This window comes from uncultured Campylobacter sp., from assembly GCF_938040115.1.
In the GTDB taxonomy this organism is placed as follows: Bacteria; Campylobacterota; Campylobacteria; order Campylobacterales; family Campylobacteraceae; genus Campylobacter_A.
The window spans coordinates 1-1429 of the sequence record NZ_CALHXD010000076.1 but is presented as its reverse complement, the minus strand read 5'-3'; the positions used below and the strand labels follow the sequence as shown (position 1 = coordinate 1429).

2 protein-coding genes are annotated in these 1429 nt (G+C 54.2%); both read left to right on the top strand.

Annotation, left to right across the window (positions count from 1 at the left end; all coding sequences use genetic code 11):
• The coding region (locus Q0314_RS02940) for an iron ABC transporter permease (RefSeq protein ID WP_298056336.1) at positions 1–606 on the top strand (606 nt) is incomplete at its 5' end.
• Positions 606–1379: an ABC transporter ATP-binding protein gene (locus tag Q0314_RS02935; protein ID WP_298056333.1), complete on the top strand. Its 774-nt coding sequence runs from the start codon at positions 606–608 to the stop codon at positions 1377–1379. The genes Q0314_RS02940 and Q0314_RS02935, both read left to right, overlap by 1 nt.
• Positions 1380–1429 lie beyond the last annotated feature (50 nt).

The window sequence follows — 1429 nt, the reverse complement described above, 5'->3', positions numbered from 1 at the left end:
ATGACGCTATCCATACCGCGTCTGATGGGGCGCTCTAGCACGCTGATGTTAGTTCTTTCAGGTATCATCGTTAGCGGTCTGATGGCTTCTGTTATCGGCTTTTTAAAATACGTCGCCGACCCAGAGACCAAGCTACCAGACATCGTTTACTGGCAGCTAGGAAGTCTAGCTAAGATCGATGCGGGCAATCTCAAATTTATCGCGCCCGTGATGATAGCCTGCGCGGTGCTACTCGTGGCGATGAGCTGGAGGATAAACCTGCTATCTCTGGGCGACGAGAGCGCGGCGAGGCTAGGCGTAAACGTAACGCTCGAGCGCGGCGTCATCATCGTCTGCGCTACGCTGCTAACGGCATGCAGCGTCTGCGTGAGCGGTATCGTGGCGTGGGTAGGGCTGCTGATGCCGCACCTGGCGCGTATGCTGGTTGGCGCAAATAACGCCCGCAGCCTGCCTGCTAGTATATTTATGGGCGCGATATTTTTGCTATTTGTAGATACCCTAGCGCGCACGATCAGCGTTAGCGAGGTGCCTCTGGGCGTACTTACGGGCTTTATCGGCACGATATTTTTCGTCTGGGTACTCTGGCGAAACAAAAAGGTCGCGTGATGTTAGAAGTAAAAAATCTAAATTTCGCCTATCCAAACGGCGCCGGTAGGCTAGAAAACGTAAATTTACGCGTCGGCAAGGGCGAGATACTAACGATACTGGGGCGAAACGGCGCGGGCAAATCGACCATGCTAAGCCTAATCAGCGGCACGCAGGCGCCGCACTCGGGCGAAGTTTGGCTCAGCGGTAAAAATAGCGCCGAGCTTAGCAACAAAGAGCGCGCCAAAATCATGGCCTACGTCGCCCAGAGCGAGATCTGCGAGTACGACTACACGGGCCTTGAGTTTATCACGATGGGGCGAGCGGCGCATCTGGGCATTTTTGCGCGGCCTAGCGAGGAGGACACGGCGATCGCGAAGGAATTTACCGCAAAGCTTGAAATCACGCACCTTGAGGATAAATTTATCACTCAGATGAGCGGCGGACAAAAGCAGATGTGTTCGATCGCGCGCGCGATGGCTGCAAAGCCCGAGATCATCGTGTTTGACGAGCCGACCTCGGCGCTGGACTTCGGCAATCAGTATAAATTCCTGCGCACCGTTAAGCAGCTAAAAGAGCAAGGCTACACCATCGTGCTAACGACTCACAATCCCGATTTTGCCGTGCTTTTGGGCGGCTACGTGGCGTTAGTTAAAGGCGGGGGCGAGGTGGCTTTCGGCAGCGTGGACGAGATCATCGAGAGCAAACACCTAAGCAAGCTTTACGGGTTAAATTTGAGCGTAGAGTACATCGAGCAAGTAACTAGAAAGTGCTGCCTGACGCATCCGCTGTGAGCTACGGCGCGCGAGAAGCAGCGTAAATTTGCGCTACGCAAAATCAAAAA

Bases quoted from the DNA above. Each gene is read 5' to 3' on its own strand.
- Q0314_RS02935 (WP_298056333.1), top strand. From the start codon at position 606: ATGTTAGAAGTAAAAAATCTAAATTTCGCCTATCCAAACGGCGCCGGT.